19 protein-coding genes are annotated in these 22,975 nt (G+C 45.3%); 10 read left to right on the top strand and 9 right to left on the bottom strand.

What is annotated here, in order from left to right; all coding sequences use genetic code 11:
• Window positions 1-93: 93 nt before the first annotated feature.
• Window positions 94-1,236: an iron-containing alcohol dehydrogenase gene (locus VME0621_RS02655; RefSeq protein WP_062459313.1), complete on the bottom strand. Its 1,143-nt coding sequence runs from the start codon at window positions 1,234-1,236 to the stop codon at window positions 94-96.
• A gap of 147 nt (window positions 1,237-1,383) precedes the next feature.
• Complete coding sequence (locus VME0621_RS02650; RefSeq protein WP_062459311.1) at window positions 1,384-1,989, bottom strand: hypothetical protein; 606 nt, start codon at window positions 1,987-1,989, stop codon at window positions 1,384-1,386.
• A gap of 436 nt (window positions 1,990-2,425) precedes the next feature.
• Between VME0621_RS02650 and VME0621_RS02645 the strand changes: the two genes are divergently transcribed.
• The gene (locus VME0621_RS02645) at window positions 2,426-4,864 is read left to right on the top strand and encodes a chitinase C-terminal domain-containing protein (RefSeq protein ID WP_062459308.1); all 2,439 of its coding nucleotides are present in this window, start codon (window positions 2,426-2,428) and stop codon (window positions 4,862-4,864) included.
• 68 nt (window positions 4,865-4,932) lie between these two features.
• On the opposite strand, the gene glgC is transcribed toward VME0621_RS02645, so the two are convergent.
• A complete protein-coding gene (glgC, locus tag VME0621_RS02640; protein WP_305820605.1) occupies window positions 4,933-6,177 on the bottom strand; it encodes a glucose-1-phosphate adenylyltransferase in 1,245 nt (414 codons plus the stop codon).
• A 274-nt stretch (window positions 6,178-6,451) separates the two neighbouring features.
• Between glgC and VME0621_RS02635 the strand changes: the two genes are divergently transcribed.
• Genes VME0621_RS02635 through VME0621_RS02615 form a run of 5 tightly spaced genes read left to right on the top strand, consistent with a single transcriptional unit; the run spans window position 6,452 to window position 11,611 of the window.
• On the top strand, window positions 6,452-7,204 hold the full coding sequence (locus VME0621_RS02635) for an outer membrane lipoprotein-sorting protein (protein ID WP_062459303.1): 753 nt from the start codon (window positions 6,452-6,454) through the stop codon (window positions 7,202-7,204).
• 33 nt (window positions 7,205-7,237) lie between these two features.
• Window positions 7,238-8,467: an ABC transporter permease gene (locus tag VME0621_RS02630; protein WP_062459300.1), complete on the top strand. Its 1,230-nt coding sequence runs from the start codon at window positions 7,238-7,240 to the stop codon at window positions 8,465-8,467.
• On the top strand, window positions 8,457-9,692 hold the full coding sequence (locus tag VME0621_RS02625) for an ABC transporter permease (protein ID WP_062459296.1): 1,236 nt from the start codon (window positions 8,457-8,459) through the stop codon (window positions 9,690-9,692). Before VME0621_RS02630 ends, VME0621_RS02625 begins: the two co-directional genes overlap by 11 nt.
• A 21-nt stretch (window positions 9,693-9,713) precedes the next feature.
• The gene (locus tag VME0621_RS02620) at window positions 9,714-10,424 is read left to right on the top strand and encodes an ABC transporter ATP-binding protein (protein ID WP_062459292.1); all 711 of its coding nucleotides are present in this window, start codon (window positions 9,714-9,716) and stop codon (window positions 10,422-10,424) included.
• Between the two features lie 2 nt (window positions 10,425-10,426).
• Window positions 10,427-11,611 carry a hypothetical protein gene (locus VME0621_RS02615; RefSeq protein WP_062459289.1) on the top strand — a complete coding sequence of 395 codons (1,185 nt, stop codon included), beginning with the start codon at window positions 10,427-10,429 and terminating at the stop codon, window positions 11,609-11,611.
• On the opposite strand, the gene idi is transcribed toward VME0621_RS02615, so the two are convergent.
• The 6 genes from idi to VME0621_RS02585 all read right to left on the bottom strand — a co-directional run bounded on the left by idi (window position 11,608) and on the right by VME0621_RS02585 (window position 17,925).
• Window positions 11,608-12,144 (bottom strand): isopentenyl-diphosphate Delta-isomerase, encoded by a 537-nt coding sequence (gene idi / locus VME0621_RS02610; RefSeq protein ID WP_062459287.1) that lies wholly within the window; start codon window positions 12,142-12,144, stop codon window positions 11,608-11,610. The genes VME0621_RS02615 and idi overlap by 4 nt on opposite strands.
• A gap of 187 nt (window positions 12,145-12,331) precedes the next feature.
• Entirely contained in the window at window positions 12,332-12,973 is a 642-nt protein-coding gene (locus VME0621_RS02605; protein ID WP_062459284.1) for an START domain-containing protein, read from the bottom strand.
• Window positions 12,974-13,162: 189 nt separating this feature from the next.
• Window positions 13,163-14,203: an ABC transporter permease gene (locus tag VME0621_RS02600; protein WP_062459281.1), complete on the bottom strand. Its 1,041-nt coding sequence runs from the start codon at window positions 14,201-14,203 to the stop codon at window positions 13,163-13,165.
• A 14-nt stretch (window positions 14,204-14,217) separates the two neighbouring features.
• Window positions 14,218-15,243: an ABC transporter permease gene (locus VME0621_RS02595; protein ID WP_088878264.1), complete on the bottom strand. Its 1,026-nt coding sequence runs from the start codon at window positions 15,241-15,243 to the stop codon at window positions 14,218-14,220.
• The gene (locus tag VME0621_RS02590; RefSeq protein WP_062459278.1) at window positions 15,243-16,751 is read right to left on the bottom strand and encodes a sugar ABC transporter ATP-binding protein; all 1,509 of its coding nucleotides are present in this window, start codon (window positions 16,749-16,751) and stop codon (window positions 15,243-15,245) included. Before VME0621_RS02590 ends, VME0621_RS02595 begins: the two co-directional genes overlap by 1 nt.
• A 148-nt stretch (window positions 16,752-16,899) precedes the next feature.
• Window positions 16,900-17,925: a sugar ABC transporter substrate-binding protein gene (locus VME0621_RS02585; RefSeq protein ID WP_006070493.1), complete on the bottom strand. Its 1,026-nt coding sequence runs from the start codon at window positions 17,923-17,925 to the stop codon at window positions 16,900-16,902.
• 434 nt (window positions 17,926-18,359) lie between these two features.
• On the opposite strand from VME0621_RS02585, the gene VME0621_RS02580 reads away from it, so the two are divergent.
• The 4 genes from VME0621_RS02580 to VME0621_RS02565 are packed head-to-tail and all read left to right on the top strand — an operon-like array spanning window position 18,360 to window position 22,961.
• Complete coding sequence (locus tag VME0621_RS02580) at window positions 18,360-19,319, top strand: sugar-binding transcriptional regulator (protein WP_062459276.1); 960 nt, start codon at window positions 18,360-18,362, stop codon at window positions 19,317-19,319.
• A gap of 9 nt (window positions 19,320-19,328) precedes the next feature.
• Entirely contained in the window at window positions 19,329-20,315 is a 987-nt protein-coding gene (locus tag VME0621_RS02575) for an aldo/keto reductase (protein WP_062459272.1), read from the top strand.
• 44 nt (window positions 20,316-20,359) lie between these two features.
• Window positions 20,360-22,132, top strand: a complete 1,773-nt coding sequence (locus VME0621_RS02570; RefSeq protein ID WP_062459270.1) for a glycerol-3-phosphate dehydrogenase/oxidase — start codon at window positions 20,360-20,362, stop codon at window positions 22,130-22,132.
• Window positions 22,116-22,961, top strand: coding sequence for a class I fructose-bisphosphate aldolase (locus VME0621_RS02565; RefSeq protein WP_038226596.1), 846 nt, complete (start codon window positions 22,116-22,118; stop codon window positions 22,959-22,961). Before VME0621_RS02570 ends, VME0621_RS02565 begins: the two co-directional genes overlap by 17 nt.
• Window positions 22,962-22,975: the final 14 nt, after the last annotated feature.

The raw sequence follows: 22,975 nt of genomic DNA, 5'->3' as shown, positions 1-22,975 counted from the left end.
GTTCACGACAAAATAAAAAAAGCACCTCGCATTTGGCAGGTGCTTTTTTGATCTTATTGGTATGTGTTTCAATTACAGCGTTCTACTGAGAATTTACAGCGCGTTAGTGAGAATTTCTCGGCTGACGTCTAGGGTAATTGCTTGATTCTCACCTAACTTAACATAGCCATTTTGCTCAAGCTTCGCTAAGACTGCCTCTACTGCATCAGACTTGTCACCGCTTACTTCGGATAGTTGAGCATCAACATTTAGGCTGGCATAGAAAGCTTCAATTGCACTGATGGTGCGCTCCGCTAGATCATCGCTATCTTCTAATTGGAAGACGTTGCGTCCCATCTGCTCAATCTTTCCACGCTTGAAAGTCATCTGACTGCGTAGCAGTGATGGTTGAATAATCGCCAGTGAGCGAGCGTGGTCGACATTCCAAAGAGCGGTCAGTTCGTGGCCGATCATATGAGTAGCCCAGTCTTGAGGCATCCCTGTACCAATTAACCCGTTGAGTGCTTGGTTAGCTGTCCACATTAAGTTTTCACGCCACGAATCGTCACGTTGCTCAAACTTAGCCCCAAGTTGAAGCAGGTTACGTAGCAGCACTTCGGCATACCCTTCTTGAACCATATTGCCTGTCTGAGTAGTGATGTATTGCTCACAAACGTGAACCCATGCATCAACAAGCCCATTAATAAGTTGACGCTCTGGCAGTGTCTTCATTGCATCCGGATCAAGTACTGCGAACTGAGGACGAACTAGTGGTGTCATGAAGCCCAGCTTTTCATGAGTCGACTTCTTGGTGACAACCGCCCCCATGTTTGACTCGGAACCTGTTGCTGGTAACGTCAGTATTACTCCGATAGGCACAGCAGTTTCGGGTTTATATTGGCCTGTAATTAAGTCCCAGCTGTCGCCATCGTGTAATGACGCTGCGGCGATGTACTTAGTTCCATCAATAACAGAACCACCACCCACTGCGAGCAAATAATCAACGCCTTCAGATTTAACCAGTTCGATAGCCTTGTCTAAGGTCTCTTTAGTAGGGTTGGCTTCTACGCCTGAGAACTCTAACCATGTGTGATTTTGCAAAGCTTCAACGACTTGATCGTAAACTCCGTTGCTTTTAATGGAGCCGCCGCCATAGACAACGAGTACTTTGGAGGACGTTGGTATGCTAGAAGAGATCTGTGCAATTTGGCCTTGGCCGAAATGAATTACTGTAGGATTTACGTAGCTAAATTTCATGGTATTGCCTCACATTCCAATGTAGTAAATGCACCTTAATTATGGAGAGGGTGCATTGCATTTATGCTACTTATGTTTGGGGCAAATAGATCAGGCTTCAAGTGTTAAACCTGATCTATCTGTAATGATGGACGAATTAATGCGCAGTTAAGAGCAATTAGGAGATAGGCCAGCAATCTCTCGTTCTTGCTGTAGTTCTTTATGGAATGCTTCTAACTGGGTTTGTGCGACGGCAGGATCGTTGATGGATGAACTCATCTTAACGAATTTGCTCACCGCTCGATCAACGCCCTCAGTGTTATCACGGTCAAAGTCGATCAGAGCCTGCATAGCGACTCCTGCTTCCTTATAAGATTCTTGAGATGCATTCTCGGCAGCAAGTGCTGAGCGGTATGCCTTATCGTGTTGACAGGAAATTAATGCGTTCACCGAAGCATCGATATCGGGACCAAAATCTAACGAGGGCTTAGCGGGTGCAGGTGCTTTCTGCTGTTGTGCTTCTTGTTGTTGGTCTTTAGCATATCCATCTACGGCTCCGGCAGTACCGCCAGCTAGAGCCCCTGCCGTAACATTTCGACTCAATCGGTAGGTGTCTACTTCGCCATCAACGATTAGATCGGTAAGTGCCCCCAACATACCAGCAGAGACCGCACCAACTGCCGCGCCTTCTGCAGCCCCTTGTGTAGTATTGGCGCCACAGCCCAATAGTAAGACAGAAGAAATGGCGACAGCTAATAACGAACGTACTTTCATGATCAATTCCTTGTCATTGATAGTTATTGAGCCAGTATAGGATGGATCTGCAAATTTTTCTCCATTTAATTAGTATGTTAGCGAAGTATTTAACATATTAAACTGACGCAAGATCGATTCATTATTTAATTAACTTCGGTGGTATTGGGAAGAAATATAAAACTCTGTTATTTAACCTATCGAATCATTATTAATCTGTATTCTTGACGCAAAATAAGTGTCCCGTCATTTCAGTGTAACAGCAATTAATTGCGAGACATTTCTTAAAAACCATCAATAGAATTCTCAATAACGGCTCAAAAGTTACACTTTATTTTTGTCGTATCTAAAGTGTGTTTCTGAGATGTAATTGAATTGTAAATTCACAAAAAAGTCGTAGTCCTTATGATTCATTGCATCATTGTGAAATTTTCTACTAGTTAAGAAAGGATTCGTAATGGAACATACTAGAAAGCTCACACCTACATTGAAGGTAGGTTCTCTAAGCTTATTAGCACTGGTTTGTGCTGCTTCACTATATGGTAATAATGCCCAAGCGAACACATCACAAACGGACTGTCGTCCAGATGGCTTATATCAGACACCAGGCATAACGGTACCTTATTGCACTATTTATGATGCAGAGGGGAGAGAGTTGATGGGGGCAGACCACCCACGTCGAGTAATTGGTTACTTTACGAGTTGGCGTTCAGGGAGTGATCCTCAGGCTGCCTACTTAGTTAAAGATATTCCTTGGGACCAATTAACTCATATCAACTACGCGTTCGTCAGTATAGGCTCAGATGGCAAAGTTAATATTGGCGACGTTAATGATCCGAATAATGTAGCTGTAGGTCAGGAATGGCCTGGTGTGGAAGTTGACCCTGCGCTTGGCTTTAAAGGCCATTTTGGGGCGTTAGCGACAGCGAAAAAGAAACATGGTGTAAAAACCCTGATCTCTATAGGAGGTTGGGCTGAGACCGGTGGTCATTTCGCTACCGACGGTACACGAGTTGCTGACGGTGGTTTCTATACTATGACTACTAATGCTGATGGCTCGATTAATCATCAAGGAATTGAAACCTTTGCTACTTCAGCCGTTGAAATGATGAGAACGTATCAGTTTGATGGTTTGGATATTGACTATGAATATCCTACCTCAATGGCAGGCGCGGGTAACCCAGATGACAAAGCGTTTGCAGAAAGCCGAAGAGCGCATCTTTGGAAGTCTTATGAAGTGTTGATGAAAGTACTGCGTGAGAAACTGGACGCGGTCAGTGCTCAAGATGGTGTGCATTATATGTTGACGATTGCGGCACCTTCCTCAGGCTACTTACTGCGTGGTATGGAAACCATGTCAGTGACCCAATATCTTGATTATGTGAATATTATGTCCTACGACCTCCACGGAGCCTGGAATGACCATGTAGGCCATAACGCAGCCCTTTATGACACAGGTGAAGACTCTGAACTGGCACAATGGAATGTCTATGGAACAGCAGCTTATGGTGGCATCGGGTACTTAAACACTGATTGGGCTTATCATTATTTCCGTGGTTCCATGCCTGCTGGTCGAATCAACATTGGTGTTCCGTACTATACCCGAGGATGGCAAAACGTTTCTGGTGGCAACAACGGCCTATGGGGACGTGCACCACTTCCGAATCAATCTGAATGCCCAGCGGGAACGGGAGAAGGAGAGAAAAACAACTGTGGATACGGTGCTTTAGGTATCGACAATATGTGGCATGATAAGGACGTTAACGGCAATGAAATGGGCGCAGGTTCTAACCCTATGTGGCATGCGAAGAACTTAGAAAAGGGTATCTGGGGCTCCTATGCACAAGCCTATGGTTTAGATCCTGTAAACGACCCAAGCGATAAGTTTGTAGGAACCTACACTCGTAACTATGACAGCGTTGCCGTCGCACCTTGGTTGTGGAATGCAGAAAAGAACGTTTTCCTTTCTACTGAAGATGTAGAATCTATTGATGTAAAAGCGCAATACGTTATTGATAAAGAAATTGGTGGCATCATGTTTTGGGAACTTGCGGGTGACTACAACTGTTATGTACTAGACGCTAATGGTAATCGTGGAGCGGTTGATCTTACGGAACAAGCATGTGCAACTGGTAATGGTGAATATCATATGGGTAATAGCATGACCAAAGCCATGTACGACAAATTCTTGAGTGCTAGCCCGTATGGCAATAAAGTTGCTACGGGAGCGATACCAACTGAGGCTGTTGATATTGCTGTTTCTATCGATGGTTTCAAAGTAGGTGACCAAAATTACCCAATCAATCCTAAAATCACTTTCACCAACAATACAGGCACCGACATTCCAGGTGGCACTGAGTTTCAATTTGATATTCCAGTATCGGCACCGGACAACGCTAAAGACCAGTCTGGCGGTGGACTAAAAGTTATCGCTTCTGGTCATACTAGAGCGAATAATATCGGTGGTCTAGACGGACCAATGCATCGCGTCGCCTTTACGCTACCAAGCTGGAAGAGTTTAGCTGCTGGGGCGATCTATGAACTGGATATGGTGTACTACCTACCTATCTCAGGTCCTGCTAATTATGCGGTCAATGTTAATGGTGTCGACTATGCATTTAAGTTCGAACAGCCTGATCTTCCTCTTGCTGACTTGAACGCTGGTGGTGGGAATAATGGCGGTGGCGATGGAGATGGAGATGGTAACTCTGGAACGTGTAATACCACCGGAGTAAATACTTATCCAAATTTCCCTCAAACGGACTGGAAAGGTGACCCTAGCCACGCGAGTGGTGGTGATAAAATGAGTCACAACGGAGTGGTTTACAAAGCGAAATGGTGGACGAACTCGGTGCCAGGAAGTGACGGTAGTTGGGAACAAGTCTGCGTTATCTAATAGATAGCAACTAAACAACAAAGCCGCCAAGTTATATTGGCGGCTTTTGTAATTTCTGTCATAGAGTTTTAGTCTACAAATACATAGCCTTCCGGTACAACAACAATACCTTTCTCTGAGATATGAAAACGCTCCGCGTCTTGTGATGGGTTTAGGCCAATCACTGTACCGGCAGGAATGACAACGTGCTTGTCGACAATACAGTTTGCTAATTGACAGTTTTCACCGACGGTAACCTCTCCAAACAAAATACTGTCAGCAATGGTCGCACCATCATTGATTCTTACGTTGGATGACAGAATGGAGTGGTGGACTGAACCACCAGAATTGACCACACCGTTGGCGATAATCGAGTTAATAAATATGCCTTCGTTCCCAGTCGCAGAAGGGACAGTGCGTGCTGGAGGCAACTGAGGTTCATATGTCCGTATTCCCCAGTTTTCTTGATATAAATTCATTGGTGGAACAGGCTCTAGTAAGTCCATATTCGCCTCATAGAACGAATCAATAGTGCCGACATCTCGCCAGTAGCAATCTCGTGCCACGCGGCCTTTATCTTGGCCGAAGTTGTAAGCATAAACACCTTGTGAGTCTATCAACTTAGGAATGATATCCTTTCCGAAATCGTGACTTGAACTATCCAGTTCAGCGTCATCTTCTAGAGCTTGCTGAAGTGTTTCCATATCAAATACATAGATGCCCATAGAGACAAGGGAACGACGAGGGTCTGTCGGCATGGCCGCTGGATCTGCTGGCTTTTCAGCAAATGCTGTTACTTGCAACTCAGCATTGGTCGCCATTACTCCAAACGCACTGGCTTCATCTCGCGGAACGTCCATACAAGCAACCGTAAGTTTAGCGCCAGTTTGTTTGTGCTCTTCAACCATAGCAGCGTAATCCATACGATAGATATGGTCGCCTGACAACACAACTACGTGCTTAGCGTCACTTCGTGAGAGGAGCCACATGTTGTGATAAATAGCATCGGCAGTGCCTTCATTCCATTTGCCGCCTTTTCTCATTTGCGGTGGTACGACGGTAATAAATTCTTTTAGTTCAGGATTGAAGATCGACCAACCGTCTCGGATATGTTTATGTAAGGAGTGAGACTTGTATTGGGTGAGAACCAGAATTTGCCGTAGTCCAGAATGCAAACAGTTGGTTAGCGTAAAGTCGATAATTCGGTATTTGCCACCGAAGGGTACGGCAGGTTTAGCGCGGTCATCGGTTAGAGGGCTTAACCGTGACCCCATGCCTCCTGCGAGAACAATCGTAAGGACATCTTGCATCGTCTTCTCCCTGAATGTGTGCAATTTTTATGGGGGTCTATTAATCCTTACAAGATCTACGCCATACCGTAACTTACTGATTATTCAAAGCTATGGAGTTCCTTAAATAGAGTTTTGCACCATTTTAGTGATGTCTATTCGAAAATTGCACCCGAATAGCAGCAGTGATATCGCATTGACTCAATATGGTGCAAATTGCAGAATATTAACTTCGATAGTTATGGAAATGTCATGTGTCACAAATATATATTTAAAGAATTGATATAGTCTTCCAAACCGATAAGAACAGGTGTTCTCAATGAGATTTATATTGCGCGCTATTGCTGCCTTACTACTACTGTTTTCCCTACCGAGCCTGGCATTAAGCCCATCGGATGTCGTCATCAAATCTGACCAATCTATGAGAGGCGACTCAAGCTATACCGAACTGACCATGCGTATTATCAGGCCTGATTGGACGAGAACAATGAGTATGAAGAGTTGGACCAAAGGGCAAGATCTTTCCCTTGTTTTGGTTACAGCACCTGCAAAAGATAAAGGCTCTGCCTCGCTAAAACGTCAACGGGAAATGTGGAACTGGTTACCGAATATTGAGAGGGTGGTAAAGATTGCGCCATCTATGTTGGGACAGTCATGGATGGGATCGGACTTTACCAATGATGACCTCATAAACCAGTCTTCTATTGTGGTTGATTACACACATGAGTTAGTGAAAGAAGAGAGTTTCGATGGTGAGCAAACTTGGGTCATTGACGCGTATGCTAAGCCGGATGCGCCAGTAGTTTGGAGTAAGGTAAGACTGTGGATTTCAAAAGAGACCTTCTTACAACGTAAAGCGGAGTTCTATGATGAGTTTGATGAGAAGGTAAATACAATGCAAACCTTTGACATCAAGGAATTAGGTGGACGTAAAGTGGCAACACGTATGGAGATGATTCCAGCTGATAAACCCGGACAGAAGACAGAAATGATCACTCATCAAGCACAGTTTAATTTTGCTATTGAAGACAGCTTCTTCTCTCAAAGCCAAATGAAAGCGTTACGCGACTAGCGCCTACATGAAAACAAGGAGTGAGCGTTCATCATGTTATTAAAACTGGCTTGGCGAAATCTGTGGCGACAAAAACGCCGAACCTTGCTAACTGCATCGGCACTGGCATTAGCCCTTTTTTTGTCTCTGTTAACTCGTAGCTTTCAAGAAGGAAGCTACAACGCCAACATAGATAACGCGGCACGCTTTTATACCGGTCTCATTCAATTACAGCACCCAGAATATGCCGAAAGCAATAGTATCGATGATGTGATATCGGGTGACCTGGAGCAGTTTCCTTATCTAAAGAACATGAACAGTGTTAGCTATATTTTGCCGAGACTTGAGTCTGTAGCATTGGCTGCGGCCGATGACCGCTCTAAGGGTGTGTTGGTTTTGGGCGTGGATCCAGAAGCAGAAGATCGCTATTCACATATTAGTAGTAAAGTCAGTTCTGGGAATTTTATCGATTCTGACAGTAACGGTGTTTTATTGGGTGAAGGACTAGCCTCGTACTTAAAACTGAACGTAGGTGATGAAATAATACTCTACGGGCAAGGTTACAGAGGACACACTGCTGCGGGGCTTTACACTGTAAATGGATTGCTTCATTTCCCAGTGAAAGCACTGGATAACCAAATGGTTTATATGCCGATCAAGCTTACACAAGAGCTATACAGTACTGGTGATCAAGTCACTTCTTGGGTATTGCACACCGACTCCCTTGATGACGTTGCAACTGTCGAAACAAAGCTTAAAGATCATTATCAGGATCAATTGAAAGTTAGGGATTGGCAAGACCTATCCCCTGAAATGGCGCAACAAATTGCCTTGGATCGTGCAGGTGGAATTTTCTTAATTTACATCTTATATGGCATTGTTGGTTTTGGTTTGTTTGCGACTGTCATGATGATGACATTGGAACGGCAGCGAGAGTTTGGCGTCATGCTTGCAACGGGTATGGTGCGACGTCAACTACTGGGATTGTTATTCATTGAATCGGCGTTCATTTGTCTTTTAGGTATTGTTATCGGTACGCTATTGACCATGCCAGTTCTGGGTTATTTCTTCTTAAATCCTATCGAGATAACAGGTGATGCCGCTCAAATGATGCTTGAAGCCGGCTTTGAGCCGATTCTTCCGGTTCACCTCGATCCTTCGTTATTTATGACCCAAGCCGTGGCTGTCACGTTCATCTTATTATTGTGTCTAGTCTACCCAAGTTGGCGTCTCTATCGTCTCAATCTGGTTTCTGCGCTAAAAGGGGGATCACATGCTCATTAAATTGGCGTGGCGTAATCTATGGCGCAACAAAATTCGCACCGGGATCATGGCGGGCGCTATGGTATTCGGACTGGTGGGGGTGGTTGCCATGATGGGATTCATGAATGGTATGACTGACAACATGGTCCATAATGCTATTGCTTGGCAAACCAGTCATTTACAGATCCATAATCAAAGGTTCGATGAGAATCCTGATATTAAAGACACAGTAATTGGTGATAAGCAAATTGAAGCTGCACTTGAGGCAAACTCGAATATCAATCAGTGGGTATCTAGGTTCGTTGTGGATGGCATGATGGCATCAGCTCGCAGCACCCGTGGTGTAACGGTATTGGGCATAGACTCGGCCAATGAACTTGACTTTGCACCAATTGCGGAACGTCTCGTTGATGGGGAGTGGCTTGATGAAAAAGGTCGCAATCCGATATTAGTGTCGGCCAAAAATGCGCAGCGTCTAAAGCTTCGCGTGGGCTCTAAGGTGGTGATTACGTTTACCGACCCTGAAGGAGAGGTAACGGGAGCCGCATTCCGAGTTCGCGGTATCTTTAAAACGCCATCATCTGCTTACGATGATGGTCACGTCTTAGTCCGAAAGTCTGACATCCAATCTCTGGCAAAACTTAATGGAGTTCATGAGTATGCCGTCCAAGTAACCGCAAAGGCCAACGCTAACAGTGAGGAGCAAGTACGACATGTTGTCTCAGACCTGCAGTCGCTTATTCCAAGTGGTAACGTGGTACAAGGTTGGTATCAATTGCAACCGCTATTGGCAACCATGATTAATACGATGAAAATCAGTAATCAAGTGATGTTGACGGTTTTTGTTGTGGCGATGGCGTTTGGTATCGTCAATATCATGTTGATGTCGGTTTTTGAACGTACTCAAGAATTTGGCGTTTTAATGGCCGTGGGAATGCAAAAGCACAAAATTTTTATGTTGGTGATGCTAGAAACTGTGTTACTAGGTAGCTTAGGTGCCATTCTAGGTATTGTATTTAGCAAAGCACTTATTGCTATTTTAGGTCACACGGGGTTGTCACTTGGCTCTATGGCGCAAGGGTTAGGTGCTTATGGTGTAGATACGTTACTGTTCCCAACGGTCTCCAATGAACAATACCTGATGGTATTTGTTACCGTGTTTATCGCCTCTATAGTGGCTGCGCTCTATCCTGCACGACAAATCCTTAAACAGAAGCCCGTTGAAGCCATGTCTGATAAGAAATAATCAAAAGGTAAGTGAATTGAGATGACCATAGAGATTAAGCAGCTTAATAAAATCTATAACCCAAAAAGTGAATTTCCGGTGCATGCGGTTCAAGACTTATCTTTGACGATTGAGCAGGGAGAGTTTGTTGCCATTATGGGACCTTCGGGATCAGGAAAAACTACTATCCTCAATATGTTAGGGGGCATTGATACCCCTACATCTGGAGAAGTATGGATTGAGGAAAGCAACATTTGTGAGCTATCTGAGAAACAACTCATTGCATTTCGCCGTGACAACATCGGGTTTATCTTCCAGGACTATAGTTTATTACCTGTCTTGACTGCTCAAGAGAATGTCGAGTTTGTCATGCAACTACAAGGCGTAGCAGAGAAGCAGTGCCAGCAGCGTGCGAGTGAGTTATTGGTCCAAGTGGGGCTTGAAAATCAGAAAGATAAACGGCCACCAAAAATGTCTGGGGGACAACAGCAACGTGTAGCCGTCGCACGTGCTCTAGCGCCAAGACCACGATTTGTGATGGCGGACGAACCGACAGCAAACCTAGACGCCAAAAGTACCGCAGAACTTTTAGATATAATGCAACATCTGAACGAAGTGGAAGGAACGACATTTATATTTTCCACCCATGATCCTCGAGTGATAAAAAGGGCAAAGCGCGTCATTGTGTTTGAAGATGGCAAACTGGCGTCCGACAAATTGCATACTGAGCTTACCACGGAGCTCGAACACTAGTTATGTGGAAAAAGTTAGTCACCACCATTTTTATCGTTGGCGCAGCTGTCTATATGGTAGAAGTGAAAGCGGAGATACCGGGGTTACAGCCAGAGAAGAACTGGGACCTAACTGGTTATGTGAAATACATGGCGACAGGAGGCATTCCAGATCACGGAGAGAATACTTTAGATCACCTTATACATCAGCGATTTAACTACGAGTATCGCTTCTCTTCCTCATTTCGTTTTAATGCAGGCATGCGCAATAGAGTACTCGCTGGCGATAGCTTGAATGCGCCGTTCTATTCAGAGATTATTGCGGCGGACAACGGATATTTTGACCTATCAAGAAACCTGGTCGATAACGACAACATGATCATCAACAGTCAGTTTGACCGTTTGTATTTTGATTGGAAAGGGGATGACTGGAGCTCAAGAATAGGACGTTATCGAGTCAATTGGGCGATGAACACCATTTGGAATCCTAACGATCTGTATAACTCGTACTCGATATACGACTTTGACTATGAAGAAAGACCAGGAACCGATGCGATATCGCTCAGCCGCAAACTTGGATTTGCGAGCAGTATAGACTTTGTCTACAGTCCCAACAAAGACAGCAATTTACAGAGATATTCTGCTCGCTATCTATTTAATCACAACGGTTGGGACATGCAGGTTCTAGCTGGACGATCAGGTTTGGATTACGTTCTAGGTGGTGGTTTTGCCGGTGATATTAGTGGTGCTGGGTTTCGAGGGGAGTTGACATGGTTTGACCCATGGAAATCCGAGTATCAAGGTCAATCTTATGAAAAGACCATCGTATCAAGTATTGAGACTGACTATAGTTTTGGTGGAAGACGCAATTGGATAGGGCGAGCATCGGTACTTTATATTAGTGAACCACAACAAGCGATTGATGCGGCGGTATATTTAACTTTACCTCTCACCGCGAGAACTCTGAGCTTTACTAAATTCACGGGCTACGCCGATTTAGGTTTCGACATTACACCATTGTCGCGAATTACCATGTCTGGTAGTTACTATCAAGATGGTTCTTTTTTCGTTGGTTTGTCGAACAGCTACTCATTATCTGATGACTGGCAATTACTTACCGTATTACAGCGTTTTGATGGCAGTTCTGGAAGTTTGTTTGGAGCAACACCCTCAACACTGCTGTTTGCCAACATCAAATGGTCGTTCTAATTACTTAGATGATGAGTCGTTTTTTCTAGAACTAACCGAAACCATGCACTGAAGGTTGCTGGCTCCGCCTTCATCGCTTGCTCGATATCAGACTGCGGCCACCATTCACACTGTTCTGCTTCGTCTGCATTAAGGTTGAACTCGACCTTGTTCGATTCAGCAATAACCACGTGATCAAGTTCATTCTCAGTTAAACCATTGCTGAATTTAGCACAATAACTAACGGTACCAATATCGATGAGTTCGAGTGGGGTCGTTATGCCAAGCTCTTCGACAAGACGACGTTGTGAAGCCGAGATAATCTCTTCATCTGGACGTGGATGTGAACAGCAGGTATTACTCCATAATCCACCACTGTGATATTTATTGATCGCGCGTTTCTGAAGTAAGAACTCAAGTTGGCCAGCGTTATAACGATAAATAAGCACTGAAAAAGCCAGATGTTTAAGGCCTAAACGGTGGGCTTCCAGCTTCTCTTCGGTACCGATTGGTTTCCCAAATTTATCGACGACGACAACCAGTTCACAACTCATATTCTATCTCACGCTTGCTTAATGACCGCTTTGAACACTGCGGTTTTTCTTTTATTTCACTGCGCCAACCAGCGAGGGCGCGCATCATAGCACAAAAGATCCAGTGATGGAGAGTGAAGGGGAAGATTAATTCACAACATTGATACTAAAGATGAAGAGAGATGGATCATTGATGTATTGATTGGACTCATTCTTTCAGATGTGGATGAGAGTAGCGTTGGTACTTCGGTAACTGATTTCTTAGATTATTGAACGTCGCTCTAGCACTTTGGGTTGAGAGTTTATTCATCAACCAGTCGGGTAAAATTCCGCCAGGGTCAGCATAGGCTTTGTATTCGATAAGTGTCGTACCATTAGTCAATTTTTGTAGATTCCAACTCGCATCGACAGAGGTAATTCGAATATAACCTTCTTGTATCGGTAATGAAGATTCAGGAGCATCGTTAATTTCGATAGTGAAACCATAATCGTCGACCCAATACTTCGAGTAGGTAACCATATCGCGGTCTCTCGCTGGCCACGGTGCTTTAAACTGGGTATAAACAATGTTTTCGTTGATTGATATTTGCCTTAACACTCGGCTATGGCTGGCGTTATCTATCCAGTTGGGGACGTTTTCACTATCTTCTAATAAGGTTAAGAAGGCGCTATAAGTTGTTGGTGTAAACATTTGCGCTCGGATTTCGACTAAGCCATCGGTGTGTTCTCGAGTGTAGATAGTGATTCCGTCATTATCACTGTCAAATTGCCAATAGCTATTTTCTTCAGCACTTAATGAGCCTGTCAGCAGTATTGTCGAGAACAGTATAATGATGCGTAAAACGTCCATGTTTCACCTGTTGGATGTCGATTTCTTGCATTAAGCATATACAATTTTATTCGAAAAATCAGGGTAGTAGACATTTGAAGTAAAAGAATGGAAGTAGAAGTAGATAGCTAGAAGTAGGGAAAGGCTTCCCAAAAAGTAAGAGCCAACAGGGCTAGGCGCACTTGTTGGCTCTTTAGGTTGTTATGAATATTAGCTTTCGTTACGCTTTCGGCTTACCAAGTGATTTGACGCCGCCGCTGCTAATAACGCACCGCCAATCACCAAGGTTTGATAATAAGCAGGCACGAGAGTGAGCATCCCAACCGTTAAGGTCATGATAATCAGCGCACCAACAAATGAACGCAATACTTTACCTTCACCGCCACTAAACGCCGTACCACCAATTAACACCACAAGAATCGCGGTCAACTCCATACCGTCACCCGACAGTGGGTCACCAAGCGACATAAAGCTTGAGCGCGCAATGCCTGCGAGCGCAGCTGTTGCACCGACAATAGCGTAGAGCGTGAAGACGACTAGCCCAGTCTTAATTCCCGATAATTTAGCCGCGGTAGGGTTACCACCCGTCGCTGCGGCGTACTTACCTAGTAAAGAGCGGTTCTGTAGGATGATGAGCAGAGCCGTAACCCCCACCGCTACCCAAAACGCCATTGGCAAACCAAGTAAAACCGCATCGCGACCATAGTCGTTAAACCATGCTGGCATTTTTAGATCGCCCATGGACTTGATGGCTGACACGCCATCTTCTACTAGAAGCAGTGCGATGCCTTTATATAAACTCAGGGTAATCAAGGTGGCAATAACGGGCGTAATATTAAACTTCACCACTAACAAGCCGTTGAAAGCGCCCAGCAATACACCACAAAACACGGTAATGGAGAAAGCCGCCCACATTGGAACACCATTGATGGCGAGGAGGGCATATATGACCGCCGTGAGTCCCATGGTGCTCCCAACGGATAAGTCGATGTAGCCAGAAACCATTAGCAAGGTAAAGGCGCCGGCTAGCACCAACAGTGGGGCGGAGACTCGTAAAATGTTGATGACGTTTTTCTTATACAGAAAGTTTCCGCGCTCAAACAGTGCGTATTGATCTAAGTTAACGCTACTTAGAAAAATAACAATCGCTGCTAATACAAAGTAGATGTAATAGTTACGGAAAAACTCGGCCACTTGTCCGCCTAATGCTGGGGCTGGTGATGAATTAAGTGATTTGGTTGAATCGGACATAACGTTTCCCCTCCTTATTTGTTTCTAAGGGACAGTGCCCAAGTTTGAGCAGTAATTGCTAAGAAAACGGCGACCGCTTTGAGTATGAATTGCCAATCTGGTGAGAGGGTTAACCCAGTTGCAGCCGAGGTTACCACCGCCAAGATAATGGCACCAAAGAACATGCCAATGACAGAACCGAAGCCGCCAGCAATAGCAATACCGCCAAGTAGCGCAATAACCAATGCGTCAAACTCCATCAGTAAACCACGATTAGAAAAGCCTGACTTAAACTCTGAGGAGAGCAGGATGCCAACAATGCCGGCTACTAGTGCACTAAATAGATAGAGGTAAGTAATGTGTTTTGAATTGTCGATACCTGACAGCTTGGCGGCTTCAGGGTTGGCGCCAATCCAATAGGTGATGCGGCCAAACACGGTTTTACGCTCAATAAAAATGGCGACAAAAAATAGAATGAGCATAAACAGCACGGGGAATTGCATTGAGGTGCCAAACACCTTCAAATTGCCTAGCAAGCCAAACTCCTCCGGCAAATTGGTGTTGCGTTGCGAACCTTGAGTAATCACCTGAGCGATACCTCTCGCCACCATCATAGTACCCAGCGTGACGATGATTGATGGGATGCGAAACTTCACGACGAACAGAGCGTTTAGACCACCGATAGCCAGTGCACCCATTAAAGCGCCGACCACGGCTAACCAATAAGGTAATCCTAAACCTGTGGACAGAGCAGAACCGCCACCTATGGCTTGAGCAAACCAAACCGATAGCACGCCTGAAAGCGCAACAATACCGCCAACGGATAGGTCAAAGTTGCCTGAAATCAACAAGAAAGAGACGCCAACACCGAGAGAAATTACTGCCCAGTTATTGGTAATCAGGTTAAGCATGTTTTGAACTTGGAAAAAGTTCGGGACAAACGCTGACGCAACAAGAAAGAGTCCGATAGCGACAAATGCCACTAACAAGGTGATGTACATTTGGTCGCTCACCCTTCGATACTCGACTGGCGAGTGATTAGGCTTTACTGACGTGTTCATTATACTGCCTCCTCAAGGCCACCCGTAGCGGCATTTAAAATAAAGTTAGTGTCGACGTTCGGTCCATTCTTGATTTCAGACACCAGTGAACCGTCATAAAGTAAGAAGATTCGGTCACAAACACCCAAGATCTCTTCGAGTTCTGTAGAAAACACCGCGACTGAGTTGCCTTCGTTGGCGAGGCTTTTCACCAAGTCATATATCTCTTTTTTCGCTCCCACATCGACGCCGCGAGTGGGTTCATCGAGTAGAAGAAGTTTTGCCTGTGAGAACAGACATTTAGCGATAACCACTTTTTGCTGATTACCACCGGAGAGTTTCTCTGTGTGCTTTTCTATTGAGCTGGTGGCAATAGAGAGCTTATCGACGTAATCGATCGCCGCATTCAGCTCATCATTTTCTCTGAATACCCCGAAGTCAGACATTCTTGGTAGATTCATCACTGGGATATTTTCTCGAATGGTTAAATTGGTAAATAAGCCTTGAGTACGACGCTCTTCAGGGACGAGGGCAATACCTGCTGCAATGGCTTCACGTGGCGAATTACCCACATCTTTGCCATTGAGGCGAATTGTGCCAGAGACTTTGTCGGCGCCGAATATCGCTCGTGCGATTTCTGTTTTTCCCGCGCCAACCAAACCATAAAACCCAACGATTTCGCCTTTTTTGATATCAAACGAGACATCTTTGAGGCGGTGGTTATTAAGGCGCTGCGCCGCCAGGAACACTTCATCGGTAATGGCGTCGCGCGGGGAATAATCGTGCATGATGCTGCGACCAATCATCATATCGATAAGCTCTGCGCGGCCATCGACTTCAGACATGGGTTTAGTTGCGATGTGTTTGCCATCGCGCATGACGGTGACGCGGTCGCCTAGGGTTAAAATCTCATCCAGTTTGTGAGAGATATAAATAACCGTCACGCTTTGTTCTTGTAGCCTACGAATAACGGTAAAAAGTCTTTCGACTTCTCTTTCCGACAACGCAGCTGTTGGCTCATCCATAATGATGACGTTCGCGCCAGATGATGCGGCACGGGCAATTTCAATAATCTGCTTTTGAGCGACACCTAAGGTCGAGACGCGAGCATATGGGTCGATAGACGGCTCGATGGTCGCTAAGGTCTCGATTACGCGATCCTCTAGATCTGATTTAATTAAAAAGCCAAATCGGCTCTGTTCCATACCCAGCGTTAAGTTTTCAAGTACAGTCAATTCATCAACGACGTGTAGCTCTTGGAATAAAGTGGCGATGCCCGATTCACGTGCTGACTGAGTGCCAGTAGGTCGGTAATCCTTACCGTTCACTTTCATAGCGCCTTGAGTAGGCTGAATAGCACCGGTGATCATTTTTACCAATGTGGATTTTCCTGCGCCGTTCTCGCCAATCAAGCAGTGAACGGTACTTCGTTCAATTGCAAAGCTCACATCGTTAACTGCCCGAACACCGGGGTAGTCTTTAATCAGCCCTTCAATTGATAATACAGGTGTTGAATTGTGACTATTCAAGATGATCTCTCCTTCAGTGGTTGCACCTTCGATACTGCTAGGTCACAGATGACATGACAGATGAAGCGAGTTTTTCCTTAACACTGAGATTTTGAATAAATGAGTAACATATAAGGTCGGCGGTCTAGCCGCCGACCTTAAGCCTAGGTTAGTTGCTGAACTGAGCGTCTAGCCATTGCTCTGCATCAGGTTTCGGCATTGACCAGTAAGAGATGGTGTAAGCCTTGTAGAAGAACTCTTCTGCTTGATCTTTTGTCGGTGCGACTTTCTTATTGATCACGTCCATAACCAAGTCGATACGACCACGTGCGGTTTCAATTGGTGGAAGACCCATAGAGACTTTTAGGCTTGATTCAGGGTCATAAATTTGACCAAATTCGACCGAGTCAAAGTCAACACTGGCGACGATCTCTGTCACCGGTTTGCCATCTTTGAACTTGCCGCGACCTAGCTGGTTAAGACCTGCCATTGTGCCGACGGTTAAGTTAGAGGCTTCGGAATAAATTAAGTTAACTTCTGGTTGCTGAGTAAGAAGGTCAACGATGATCTGTTTCGCGGCTTCTTGACCGCCGCTAGCATCAAGAGCGCCTAGGTTTTTCGCTGTTGGATCAACCGAAAGCACACCTTCTGCAAATGGGTTAGTTCGACCAGAACTTACCTCGGTATGGTTTGGCCAACCGAGTTGAACCATGACGATTGGCTTGTCAGGATTCGCTTCTTTCCATGCTTTTGCCATTTGTGCGCCCATATCGAAAGAAACTGTCGCTTCATCACTTCGAGCCGTTGGAATGCCGGTATCAGTGATTGGGCTAAAGAAAGACGTCATAGCGATGTTCTCTTCTAATGCTTCTTCAACACCCGGTGTCGCCGCTTCGCCATCCCAAATATGAAGTGAAGCACCATCAAATGCACCTGCTGCTACTTGGTCAACGTTTTGCGTCATTACCGCTGAATCGGCTTTACCATCGAAGATAACCACTTCAGCACCGTACTTCTCTTTTGCGTAGCGCTTTGCTTCCGTCGCTTGAGATTGGTGGAATACATTAGACAAATCAGAAACGAAAAACGCGATTCGTTCGTTTGCATGTGTTGTGGCAGCTAGGCTTGAAGCGACAATAATACTCGTAGCGATAAGTCCTTTATTAAATATCTTTTTCAAAGTCACTGACTTCATAATTTTCTCCATTTGTATTTGCTATTCACTCGTCGTCTTTGGAGCAACATCTGCTTCGTCTCTATAAACCAGCTTGGTTCTTATTAAGCCAAAAGCAGCACAACACGTTGTTCTAGATGATGTGAATTATCTTTCAGACAGGTGAAATATATTTCACGTGTTAAAAGGTAGTGAACAAAATGTAGCCGGTCAATGCTATATCGATACAATACGTATCACTTTGGTCATTATTTGTGATCTAACGCACTTAAATGGTCAAAACGATACGATTGGTATCATTTTAACTTGTAAAAGTCTTTTTCTATGATTACTTTTTACTCAGATGAAATAAATTTCACACCTTGTTAACCAAGATTGCCAAGATAAAAAGCTATTAAGTGTTAACGAAATGTGAAGCCTATATAAAGGCAGAAAGCAGTAATAAAGGTAGAGATATGACGATGAACGAACGTGACGACATATTGAGACAGACAGCAAAGATCTTAACGTTGCGATACATGGAAAATCGCAGCCAGTCGGATATTGCTAAGCAACTTGGGTTGTCCACAGCGAAAGTGAATCGTGTCATTAAGCAAGCGCATGATGATGGTCTAGTTGAGATTACCTTAAAGCTTCCACAAGAAAGAACGCATACATTAGAACAACGCTTGTTGGAAAAATTTGGCTTGAAAACTGCGGTGATTCAGCCAAGTCTCAGCCAGGATTACGAAGTCGTTACTCGCCAAGTGGCACAGGCAGCAGGTGAACTACTTATAGAAACCATCAAGCCAGACAGCATTATTTGCATCAGTGCGGGCAAAACCATGGCGCAGATTGTTGAGCAGCTAAAACCCATGCACTTTCCGAATGTGAGAGTGGTTCCGGCTACAGGGGGTATCCAGGGGCACCACTTCACAGACGTGAACTACCTAGCAAGCAAATTGGCAGAAAAGCTGGGTGGAACAAGTACCCAACTCCACGCACCGCTTTTTGTAGATACCGACGAACAGCGCAACATCTTGATGGAGATGCGTAGCATTAAAGACGTTCTCGACTTGGCTCGAAACGCAGATATTGCCTTGGTGGGTATTGGTTCCGTCGCCAGTGAAAGTGACAGCTACTATGACCTGCGCTCGTTAAGTGGCCATGAAACTGAAACGCTGATCAGCGCCCAATGTAAAGGGGAAGTACTGGCCCATCTTTATGATGCACAAGGCGATAAATGCGCAGAACACATCAACCAAAAACTTATCGGCCTCAATCTTCAAGAACTCGATAGCATCGAACACAGTTTCGGTGTAGCCGCAACTCGCTCTAAAGTGTCTGCCATGTTAGCGGCATTGAGAGGCGGATTGATCAACGGGTTAGTCTCGGACGAAGACACCGTCGCCAGCGTATTAGAACAAGCAGAATAGGGAATCAACATGCAAACTAGAGAAATTGGAAATTCAGGAATTGAAGCATCAGTCATCGGCCTTGGCACGTGGGCAATGGGTGGTTGGATGTGGGGTGGAACAGATGAGAAAGCCTCCATTGATGCCATTCATGCTTCTTTAGATCACGGCGTGTCTTTAATTGATACCGCTCCAGCGTATGGACTTGGTGTGTCTGAAGAAATAGTGGGTAAGGCAATCAAAGGACGCCGCGACAAGGTAGTACTGGCAACCAAATGTGGTTTGGTTTGGCATACGAATAAAGGTAATCACTTTTTTGATGAGAATGGCAAGCCAGTGCATCGTTACCTTGGTGCTGATGCTATCCAACATGAAGTGGATCAAAGCCTAAAACGTCTGCAAACGGATTATCTCGATCTCTACATTACCCACTGGCAAGACCCAACTACGCCGATTGCTGAAACCATGGAAGCATTATTAGCGCTAAAGAAAGCCGGTAAGATCCGCGCAATCGGGATCAGCAACGCTAATCAAGCGGAGTTGGAACAGTATCAACAAACAGGCGTTGTGGACGCGGTGCAAGAGAAATATAACCTCATCGAGCGTCAGTTAGAGCAAACTTTGTTGCCATCAACCATCAAAACTAATGTCGCGTGTCTTAGTTACTCATCACTTGCCATGGGGCTGCTGAGTGGAAAAATCACCCCTGAACGTATTTTCACTGGCGATGACCAGCGCATCACGGATCCTATGTTTACTATCGAAAACCGCCGTTGGGTACAAAAGTTTTGTCAGTCCATTGAGCCAATTGCGCGCCAAAAAAACGTGAGTGTTGCGCAGCTTGTGATTGCAGCGACACTGCAGCAACCCGGTATCACGTATGCCCTCTGTGGTGCACGCAATTCCGCGCAAGCAATTGAGAACGCCGCAGCAGGAACTGTGGTGCTAACTCAGGAAGAGGTGAAGTTTATTGATGCAAAATCCCATGAGTTTTTTGGCGAGTTGGAATTGGCGTAACGACGCATCGTAAGGAAAGCGGAAAACAGTGGCAGGGAGCAACAATGAATAACAACTCAACCGCCTTTAGGCGATTAAAAGAGAATAGTAACTTTGACGTCGTGGTCATTGGCGGAGGAATCAATGGTATTAGCGTTTTTCGAGAACTGGCATTGCAAGGTGTGAAGGTCTTGTTAGTCGAGAAAGATGACTTTTGTTCTAAGGCCAGTGCTGCGCCATCTCGCATGATACATGGCGGACTTCGCTATCTAGAAAATGGTGAGTTTCAATTGGTGAAAGAAGCACTCTATGAGCGAAATCGCCTACTTGATAACGCGCCTCATTTTGTTGCTCCTTTAGAAACCACCATTCCTATTTTCTCTACTTGGTCGGGTATGTTTGACGGCCTGTTTAAGTTCTTAGGATTGAAAGACAAGCCTTCACAGCGTGGCTCTGTGGTCATCAAAATTGGGCTGAGTCTTTACGATTGGTTCACCAAGCGTGATCAATTGATGCCAAATCACCAGATGCACTCATCTCGCTCAACACAAAAACGCTGGCCGATGATGGGGGGGGACGTAAAGAGCAGTGCCACATACTTTGATGCGTGGATTAGCTCACCCGAGCGCCTCGCCTTGGAATTGATTCAAGAAGGGGTAGAAGCGGGTGGCGTTGCACTCAATTACACTATGGTCTCTGGGTTAGAGCAGGGGCAGTTGACGATTTCTAATCACGACGCTGCGGAGTCTATTCAAGTTAAAACGCACCATGTGGTCAACGCGACAGGTGCTTGGGTCGATACGACCAATGGATTACTGACTGCACCTAGCCAGTATATGCAGGGGACAAAAGGGTCACATATCATCGTCGATAACGCAGATCTGCTGGCTGAGCTGGATGGCAATATGCTGTTTTATGAAAACAGCGAAGGACGAGTTTGTATCTTGTTCCCGTATTTCGGAAAAGTACTGATTGGCTCGACGGATATCCCCGTGAGTGACCCTGAATCGGTGCGTTGTACTGACGAAGAAATTGATTACATTATCGAATCACTTAGAGGCGTGCTACCAAAGCTGGCTATCAGTCGTGAGCAGATCGTCTATCAGTTCTGTGGCGTGAGACCACTTCCGTCAGTCAATACCTCGACCACAGGGCAAATCCCCCGCAGTCATTCATTGAAACAAGACAAGATTGGCGACACTCTTATCTATTCGCTTATCGGAGGCAAGTGGACAACGTTCCGTGCCTTTGGTGAGGAAGTGGCAGATGAACTTTTAGCATCGTTAGGTAAAACGCGAGTTTGCGATACCAAACAAAGAGCAATAGGTGGTGGTAATAGTTACCCTGTCACTGATTCGTCAAAAGCGACTTACTTAGCCTCATTAAGTGAGCGTCATCCGCAATATTCACAACGCCAAATGGAAACTTGGTTTCAGCGCTACGGCACGGCCTGTGAATCACTGCTTGGTGCACTTCAAGGAACACAAGATAAAGCGCTGTCGTCACTCGATGACTACACCCAAGGCGAGCTCAAGTTCATTCTGGAACGTGAGTATGTATCGACAACGTTGGATGTGCTGCTTCGCCGTACCTCGATAGCGATTGAAGGCAAGTTAACTGAGGAAAGCTTCGAGGAGATTTCCAATTTGGTCGCTGACCACTTTTCTTGGAGTCAAAGCGAGCGCGATAAAGATAGAGCTCAATCAAAGCAAGTGTTGCTGGATTTCCATGGCGTTGAATTGGACGCCTTACCAAAAGTTTCAAAACCCACATTACAACCTACCGTTACGGAAAATGAACAACTATTAGATGGAGAAGAGTATGTATTTAACCAGTAAAGTCAGGATGAATCGCCTATTTAAGCAAGGGCGTTGTTTGGATGTGGCTATCGACCACGGCGTGTGCAACGAGCCTTCATTTTTAGATGGGCTAGAAAACATGTCTTCAGTGGTAAAACAACTAGTGGATGCCAAGCCAGATGCGATTCAGATGAATGCGGGTCAAGCTGACTTACTGCAAACTGTCGATGGCAAAGACAAACCTGCACTGGTCATGCGAATCGATTTGGGTAACCCATATAACGCAGAGCGTCACCGCCACATGTGGGCATTACTACAAAATGCGGAGCAGCCTCTTATTCAAGCCCTTCAAATGGATGCGGCATGCGTCGTGGTGAACCTATTCATGTTGCCTGATGAACCTGACTTGTTTAAGCAATGTGTTGCTAACATCAGTAAGGTCAAAGCTGAGTGTGAGAAATACGGTATGCCACTGATGATCGAACCGTTGGTGATGCAGCCTAACAGCCAAGGACAGGCTTATATGGTCGACGGTGACTGCGAAAAGATTGTCACCTTGGTGCGTATGGCACGTGAGCTAGGCGCTGACATTATCAAGGCCGATCCAACCAGCCAAGCGGAAGACTTCCATAAAGTCGTTGAGGCGGCAAGGTGCCCGGTACTGGTTCGCGGCGGTGGACGTGAAGACATTGAATCTGTGTTTAGCAAAGCACGAGCACTGCTCGATCAGGGTGCGCTTGGCATGGTGTATGGACGCAATATTTATCAACACCCAAATCCAAGCCGCGTTGTCGATGCTTTGATGGCTATGATTCACAATGGTGCGTCTACCTCAGAAGCAATGAACATCTACATTGGCGATAAATAGCAGATACAGAACTA

The sequence above is a fragment of the Vibrio mediterranei genome, assembly GCF_900088415.1.
In the GTDB taxonomy this organism is placed as follows: domain Bacteria; phylum Pseudomonadota; class Gammaproteobacteria; order Enterobacterales; family Vibrionaceae; genus Vibrio; species Vibrio mediterranei.
The sequence above is the reverse complement of the archived record's forward strand: the minus strand, read 5'-3'. Positions and strand labels throughout refer to the sequence as shown.

What these genes read in the sequence shown, in the direction of transcription:
- VME0621_RS02655 (WP_062459313.1), bottom strand. Translation starts at nt 1,236, where the DNA reads ATGAAATTTAGCTACGTAAATCCTACAGTAATTCATTTCGGCCAAGGC.
- VME0621_RS02635 (WP_062459303.1), top strand. Translation starts at nt 6,452, where the DNA reads ATGAGATTTATATTGCGCGCTATTGCTGCCTTACTACTACTGTTTTCC.
- VME0621_RS02585 (WP_006070493.1), bottom strand. Translation starts at nt 17,925, where the DNA reads ATGAAGTCAGTGACTTTGAAAAAGATATTTAATAAAGGACTTATCGCT.
- VME0621_RS02595 (WP_088878264.1), bottom strand. Translation starts at nt 15,243, where the DNA reads ATGAACACGTCAGTAAAGCCTAATCACTCGCCAGTCGAGTATCGAAGG.
- VME0621_RS02630 (WP_062459300.1), top strand. Translation starts at nt 7,238, where the DNA reads ATGTTATTAAAACTGGCTTGGCGAAATCTGTGGCGACAAAAACGCCGA.
- VME0621_RS02650 (WP_062459311.1), bottom strand. Translation starts at nt 1,989, where the DNA reads ATGAAAGTACGTTCGTTATTAGCTGTCGCCATTTCTTCTGTCTTACTA.
- VME0621_RS02615 (WP_062459289.1), top strand. Translation starts at nt 10,427, where the DNA reads ATGTGGAAAAAGTTAGTCACCACCATTTTTATCGTTGGCGCAGCTGTC.
- VME0621_RS02620 (WP_062459292.1), top strand. Translation starts at nt 9,714, where the DNA reads ATGACCATAGAGATTAAGCAGCTTAATAAAATCTATAACCCAAAAAGT.
- VME0621_RS02580 (WP_062459276.1), top strand. Translation starts at nt 18,360, where the DNA reads ATGACGATGAACGAACGTGACGACATATTGAGACAGACAGCAAAGATC.
- VME0621_RS02570 (WP_062459270.1), top strand. Translation starts at nt 20,360, where the DNA reads ATGAATAACAACTCAACCGCCTTTAGGCGATTAAAAGAGAATAGTAAC.
- VME0621_RS02605 (WP_062459284.1), bottom strand. Translation starts at nt 12,973, where the DNA reads ATGGACGTTTTACGCATCATTATACTGTTCTCGACAATACTGCTGACA.
- VME0621_RS02625 (WP_062459296.1), top strand. Translation starts at nt 8,457, where the DNA reads ATGCTCATTAAATTGGCGTGGCGTAATCTATGGCGCAACAAAATTCGC.
- VME0621_RS02645 (WP_062459308.1), top strand. Translation starts at nt 2,426, where the DNA reads ATGGAACATACTAGAAAGCTCACACCTACATTGAAGGTAGGTTCTCTA.
- VME0621_RS02565 (WP_038226596.1), top strand. Translation starts at nt 22,116, where the DNA reads ATGTATTTAACCAGTAAAGTCAGGATGAATCGCCTATTTAAGCAAGGG.
- idi (WP_062459287.1), bottom strand. Translation starts at nt 12,144, where the DNA reads ATGAGTTGTGAACTGGTTGTCGTCGTCGATAAATTTGGGAAACCAATC.
- VME0621_RS02600 (WP_062459281.1), bottom strand. Translation starts at nt 14,203, where the DNA reads ATGTCCGATTCAACCAAATCACTTAATTCATCACCAGCCCCAGCATTA.
- VME0621_RS02575 (WP_062459272.1), top strand. Translation starts at nt 19,329, where the DNA reads ATGCAAACTAGAGAAATTGGAAATTCAGGAATTGAAGCATCAGTCATC.